Annotated in this window: 4 protein-coding genes; 3 read left to right on the forward strand and 1 reads right to left on the reverse strand. The window is 66.6% G+C overall.

Annotated elements, in window-relative coordinates:
• The first annotated feature begins 132 nt into the window (after positions 1 to 132).
• The 3 genes from FZ983_RS33775 to FZ983_RS33785 are packed head-to-tail and all read left to right on the forward strand — an operon-like array spanning position 133 to position 4,207.
• A complete protein-coding gene (locus FZ983_RS33775; RefSeq protein ID WP_149229085.1) occupies positions 133 to 1,812 on the forward strand; it encodes a DDE-type integrase/transposase/recombinase in 1,680 nt (559 codons plus the stop codon).
• Positions 1,809 to 2,681 (forward strand): TniB family NTP-binding protein, encoded by an 873-nt coding sequence (locus FZ983_RS33780; RefSeq protein WP_149229086.1) that lies wholly within the window; start codon positions 1,809 to 1,811, stop codon positions 2,679 to 2,681. The genes FZ983_RS33775 and FZ983_RS33780 overlap by 4 nt, the downstream gene beginning before the upstream one ends.
• Positions 2,681 to 4,207, forward strand: a complete 1,527-nt coding sequence (locus tag FZ983_RS33785) for a TniQ family protein (RefSeq protein WP_149229087.1) — start codon at positions 2,681 to 2,683, stop codon at positions 4,205 to 4,207. The genes FZ983_RS33780 and FZ983_RS33785 overlap by 1 nt, the downstream gene beginning before the upstream one ends.
• Here FZ983_RS33785 and FZ983_RS33790 read toward each other — a convergent pair.
• Entirely contained in the window at positions 4,182 to 5,411 is a 1,230-nt protein-coding gene (locus FZ983_RS33790; RefSeq protein ID WP_149229088.1) for a hypothetical protein, read from the reverse strand. The genes FZ983_RS33785 and FZ983_RS33790 overlap by 26 nt on opposite strands.
• Positions 5,412 to 6,056: the final 645 nt, after the last annotated feature.

Consider the following 6,056-nt stretch of genomic DNA (forward strand, 5'->3'; position numbering starts at 1 on the left):
GGTGTCGCTTTCTCCTGAGAATTTTCACGCGGCTTGACCAAGATCGTATCGACGGATCAAGGGCTTCTATGCAAAGCTTGCGGCTGAAAATTTTCTTGCAGCCGAACGCTTTCGCGGGAGGGCGTGTGGGGTATGGGACGGCGATCCGACGATCCACCCGATGACCCACGCTGGTCCGAAGCCGAGCGCCTAGCCACGCAGCTCGACCGCATTTTGGACAGCACCTCTGTGAAGAGCGAGGCACGTGCTGCCGCCATCAATGATCTTGCGACCCGTCTCAAACGGACGCCTCAGACGATCCGCAACCACCTGCGCAGATACAGCCGGCGCCGCTTGGTCCGCGACCTGCTGCGCGACGATTCGGGACGCGGAGCCAGGCTGTCGGAAGAGGCCGAAACCATCGTCCGGGCCGTCCTCGACGACAAGTATCTGACCCCTGAAGGGTGCTCCCTGAACGAGGCCACCATCGTGATCAATGGGCGCCTGGAAGGCGCTGGGCTGAAGCCGGTCTCGTTCAACACGGTGAAGAGCCGACTCTGGAAGCACTGGACGGCCGAAGAGGTGGCCCGTCGGCGTGGCGAAACCGTCAGGGTGCGCAAGCACCGGCACCGGGGCGGTTCGCTGGTCCCGGACTATCCGCTGCAAATCTGCCAGATCGACGAGACGGAAATCGACGTGCTCGCTGTTGACGACGCGGGTCACCTGCTGAAGCGGCTTTGGCTCATCGTTCTGGTCGATGTGCTGACCCACATGATCCTGGGCTTCTGGCTGTGGCCGCGGTCGGCCAACCGGGAGGCGATCGGACTGTGCCTTCAGCACGCCATCCGCCCGAAGGGAGCGTACTTTCAGAAGTTCGGCATCGAAGCCACGGATGTCTTCGGCCGACCGGAGCGCATCATTTCGGATCGGGCTGCCTGGTACAAGGCTCTGAAAGGCCACCGCGGCCTGGAGGATCTCCGCATCACGGTGGATCCCCGGCATGGCGAGCCGCATATCCGCAACGTGGTTGAACGCCTGCAGGGATCGATCAACCAGCAGCTCCGCAAGGCCCGCGGGCAGACCGGTCGCTCCGTCGCCGACCGAGGCGACTATCCCGCCGAGGAACGCGCCTGCCTCACCTATGAGCAGATCGAGAAGGCGGCGGCCATCACCGCGTTCCGCATCTGCAACGGGGAAATGGATGAGAAAACCCGTAAGCGCCCTGATCTTGAATGGAGCAAGCACGCCTCCCGCATTCCCGAGCATCTCCTGACCGTCGACTGGGAGGAGGTCCAGCTCGCTTTCCTGCCGGAAAGCACATGCAGCTTGTCCAGCAAAGGCATCCCGGCCTTCGGCCTCTTTTATTGGAAGCCGGACGATGGCCGGCTGGCCGAAATTTACGCCAACCGCGGACGCGAAAAACTACGGACCAAGGTCAACCGCAATGACGTCAGCCACATCTACCTGTGGCACCCGACGCTGATGCAATGGCTCACGGTCCCCCGCGCCGATGGCGTGCTGACCCCCATGACGGCCTGGGAACTGGACGCCCAGAATGGCCGGGAGCGCCAGGAGGCGGGCACTTCCTGGGCGGAGCGAGGGAAATCACGCGAAATGGTGGACGAGGCGCTGACTCCGCCCCCACGGCCTCGCAAGGCGCGGGTCAGCCGGAAGGCGGCAAGCGACGCCTTGGCGGCGCGCGTCGCCAGTGAGGCCCCCAAACCCTATGCGGCGGATATGGAGATCAACCGTCTCAAGACCACCGGAGACGGTTTGGGAGTCTTGCCGGTGACGGATGACAGTTTCGAGGTCGAGCACTGGGGGACGTCATGACCGACCATCTGAACGATGAAGCGCGACAGCGGCTTGAGACCCTCAGCGATGAGGACCGCTGCCTGTACCTGGGAGAAACACGGTGGATTGGCTATCCAGCCGCCGTGAAAGCCCTGACGGACCTCGTGAGACTCCGGGAACGACCGAAATCCACCCGAACCACGGGGGTCGCGGTATGCGGTCCGTTCCGCAATGGCAAGACCATGGTTGCGGATCGCTTCCTGAAAACGCCGTCGGTCCAAATGCGCCCCATCTACTACTACCAGATGCCCAGCGAACCCTCCCGCACAGAGTTCCTGTCCGGCCTCATCCGGGCGATGGGCCGCGTGCCGGACCCGACCAACCGCACGATCGATGGCCGGCGCCAGCAGATGATGGATCTGTTCGGAGAATACGAACCCCGCGTCATCATCTTCGATGACGCGCACCACGGCTTCCGCGGCAGCGGTGCCAAGGAATTTCACACCCTGCTGCGCGTGATGGGGCATGAGTGGGATATTTCACCCGTGCTGATCGGTGACCGGTCGCTGGCGGAGGTGATCCACAACGACGGGGAACTGCGCACCCGCCTGACAAGCGCCCCACTGCCCCGCTGGCAATACGATGCCGATTATGCCCGCCTTCTGAACAGCCTGGTCCTCAGCCTGCCACTGCGCCGGAAATCGGACTTGACGGAGGACACGCTGGCCAAGCGCATCTTTCTGACATCCGAAGGGTTGATCGGCGACATCGTGCAGACGGTCACGGCGACCGCGGTCGAAGCTGTGCGCCGCGGCGAGGAACGGATCACCATGGCGCTGTTCGACGACATGAAGTTCCGCCCGCCCTCCAAACGGTTTTCCGCACAGGATTTGCTGGGGCTGGGGTGATGGCACCGTCGCCCTCCCTCCCGGACACCGGACCTTTCCCGGTTGAGCTGTTGGAACGGGGCCGTCCGACCGGAGAGCGCTGGGCCACCGATCCCGTCCCGTTTCCAGACGAATTGTTCAGCAGTTGGCTGGCCCGGATGGCCCACGCCAACGCGATGGGGCCGGACAGCTTCCTGACTCATCTGCGACTGAAAAGCCGGATAGCGGTCGCCGATCCAGATCGTGAACAGGCGCCGCGCCTGATCGCCTATCTGGAACGTCAAACCGGCCATCGCCGCCGGATTGGCCCGCTGCAACGGTTTGCCCATCCGATTGGCCGGCCTTGGGCCGGCGCGGTTGTCGCCCCCCGCTTCTGTCCGCTGTGCTGGCGCGAGGATGCCAGCCCCTACCTGCCCTGGTTCTGGCGGGTTGACGTGGCAGCGGTGTGCGTCCGGCACAACCGGTTCCTCCACGACCGTTGCCCGCGGTGCCTTGCTGAACTGGTACCGCTCCACGGTTCGGCGCGTCGTCCATTGTGGCGCTGCCATGCCTGTGGCACCGATCTTCGCACCGTCCCGGCCGCGAAGGCTCCGCGCACCGTGGTCCGGGGACAGCAGCTGCTCCTGGAACTGGCAGCTCTGGCCGAAGACATCGACCGGCCGGAACTGATCGAGCATGCGCTGACCGCGTTCCGGGCATTGGGCGACAAACCGAACGGCGCAGCCTGGACCCTTCGTCAGCGATTGCACGCGGTGGGCGCCTCCTTGGCCGCCGCCCATGAGGTGTTGGTGGCGCCGGCGACAGGGTCCACCCGCACCCTCCTTGTACGGCTCCTGGCGGGGGGATCGCTGGATGCTCTCGACACGACGGTTCTGCTGCCGGCCCGCTGCTGGCCGTCCATTGAGGAGGCCATGCGGCCACCGCAACAGCGTCGACGGCCGGTCGGAGCTGACCGTTCCGCCCTGGTGGGCGCCTATGCTCAGGTCTGGAGCCGGATAACCCCTGCCCGGGCCTTGGCCATCGGCCTGACCAGCGACGTCCGCTCCGCACCCGTGACCGAGGTGCGGAGCGCGACGGTTGCGGACGTGAAAGCCGCAGCCCAGTTGCTCGACCGGCGGTCTGCAGCTGGCTCCGAAATCAAAAGCTGGATGGGGGTCATAAGCGGTTGGCTGAATTCCCCCCGGGCTCACCTCACCATCGGCACCATCGACACCCGGGTCGTGCAGCTGGCCCTGTTCGTCGACGCCATCCTCACCGTTCTGGTGGTGGAGGCCGCGTTGGAGGATCAGCTTCCCACCTTTCTTCGGGTGCTCCGACAGGCGGTCCATCGACGGTGCCTTCTGGCGGGCGCCCAAGCCATGGATACCGGGGTCTCGCCGAACCGGGTGGTCCTGTTCGAAGCCGCCGGCTGGCGGCGTCATGGAGAAGCGCCTTACCGGTTTGCCTGCGATTTTCTCATGGCCCCGCGTCACGGTCCGCCGGTCCACATGCGCCACGGCCTGCTGGATGAGGCCCAGCCGCTCAGCGGCCGGGTGGCAGGAAGCTGAGATCGCAGGCCCAGACCCGCTCGCCGCCGCGGTCGGCGATGTCGCGCACCACGCCGGCCTTGGCGAGCTGCTCCACCAGCAGATGCACCCCGCGCAGCGATAGCCCGCAGCGCCCCTTCAGCTCGCCCGCCACCCGGCTGATGGTGAAGGCCGGACGGTCGTGCAGCCAGTCGAGCACATCGGGCAGGCGCGAGCTGCTGCGCCGCGGCGTGGCGGCCAGCCGCGCCTCCCAGTGTTCCTGGACCAGATCGAGATGGCGCAGCCGCTCCAGCTCATGCGCCACCAGCTCAGGCATGCTGTCGAGGACCCAGCGCGTCCAGGCGCCTTCCGTCCCGGCCAGGGCGAGGCGGTAGCCGGTGACGTCGCGGGCGAGCGCCGCCGTCAGCGGTGGCCACGCATGATGCAGCCGGCAGGCCCCACGGACCAGGTCGGGGGCGGCGAGCCAGACCACCACGCTCCACCAGGAGGTCGGCGGCCGCTCCACCGCGACCGCGGCGCGCAGGGCGGCGCTCTCGGCATCGTCGTCCGCACCCTGGCGCTCCGGCGCTCCCGGGTCGGGGCGCAGCGCCAGGGCGCGGATCGCCGCCGCAGCCCCGAGCAGGCCGGGAGCGGCCTCCATGGCTTCCGCCACCGCCTCCAGCGCCGGACCGGCATCGGCGGCGCGGGCCGCGCCGAGGCCGACCGGACGGCCGCCCTGGGCAACACTCCAGCGCCGGTGCAGCTCGTCCAGCCAGGGCCGGGTCCAGGGCGTCAGCGGCGGGGTAGTACCGGCCGCATCGCCTTCCCCGTCGTCCAGTTCTTCGCCGCTCCCGAGGTCGATCGCCTCCAAGGCGGCAATCGAGGCGCGCACCGCGGCCACGACGTCCCCCGACTCCTCCTCCCTGGCCGGAAGGGCGGCGGGCCGGACGGGGGCGTGTTCCGGCGGCAGGGCGGCAGTCAGACCGGCCGGCAGCTGGGCGAACAGCGGCACCAGCAGAGCGGCGCGAGCGGCCTCGCCCTGGGCGTGCTCCGGCGCGGCCAGGGCGCGCTGGAAGTCGTGGGCGTCGAGGCGGTGGCCGTCGAGGCGGATCACCGCGGCGGCCGAGCGGCGGGCGGCATCGGCGGCGAGGCGCCGGCGCCGCGCCGGATCGGCGAGCGCCTGGTCGAGGCGGCCGAGCGCGCGTTCGGCGGCGAGCAGGGCGGGGAGACAGGAGAGGACGGTCATCGCGACTCCGGGAAAGCCGCGTCAGGATAGCCGATTGCAGCGATCTTTGTTAACTGCATCAACATCGGGAAGCAGGGAAAATTGGTTTTCGATAACGCTTCGATAATGACAGTTATCAATGCGTTATTCAGCCGCTGGACTGGCAGGCGCCGCGCCGCTAGGATGGCGCCATGCCCACCCACCTGTCGGCTGGCGAAATAACCTTTACTGACCGCTTTTCGGCGCGAATTCTGGTCTCAATAACGTGAACTGAGACCCAGTCGCCGGGCGGTTTGTCCTCAATAACCTTTACCGGCGATCTCAATAACCTTAACTGGGGCCCAGTCCCTAGCCGGGCTGTACTCCCACAATGCAGACGCCTTTCCGCCTCAGCATGCCGGTTGGCATCTTGTCGCCCTTTGGTTGGGAGGGGTTCACGATCCCGGTTGCCAGAGCTTTCCGTTGCTCGGTGCAACGGCCCTTCTCTCACCGTGCGGTGATGCCGGCGCGAGCTCCGGCCTGTTCAAACCGCCTGTATAGGCCGCCAAACGATCATTTTCTCAAAACTGATTAAACTAGGCGTCTTGTCTCGCGCCGGCTGACGGCCTCAAGCGATCAACGGAGCGCAAGCCGGGCCGCGGCGCATAGATATTTTACCAAACGGTC

The sequence above is a fragment of the Azospirillum sp. B21 genome, assembly GCF_008364825.1.
Taxonomy (GTDB): Bacteria; Pseudomonadota; Alphaproteobacteria; order Azospirillales; family Azospirillaceae; genus Azospirillum.

What these genes read in the sequence shown, in the direction of transcription:
- FZ983_RS33775 (WP_149229085.1), top strand. Translation starts at nt 133, where the DNA reads ATGGGACGGCGATCCGACGATCCACCCGATGACCCACGCTGGTCCGAA.
- FZ983_RS33780 (WP_149229086.1), top strand. Translation starts at nt 1,809, where the DNA reads ATGACCGACCATCTGAACGATGAAGCGCGACAGCGGCTTGAGACCCTC.
- FZ983_RS33785 (WP_149229087.1), top strand. Translation starts at nt 2,681, where the DNA reads ATGGCACCGTCGCCCTCCCTCCCGGACACCGGACCTTTCCCGGTTGAG.
- FZ983_RS33790 (WP_149229088.1), bottom strand. Translation starts at nt 5,411, where the DNA reads ATGACCGTCCTCTCCTGTCTCCCCGCCCTGCTCGCCGCCGAACGCGCG.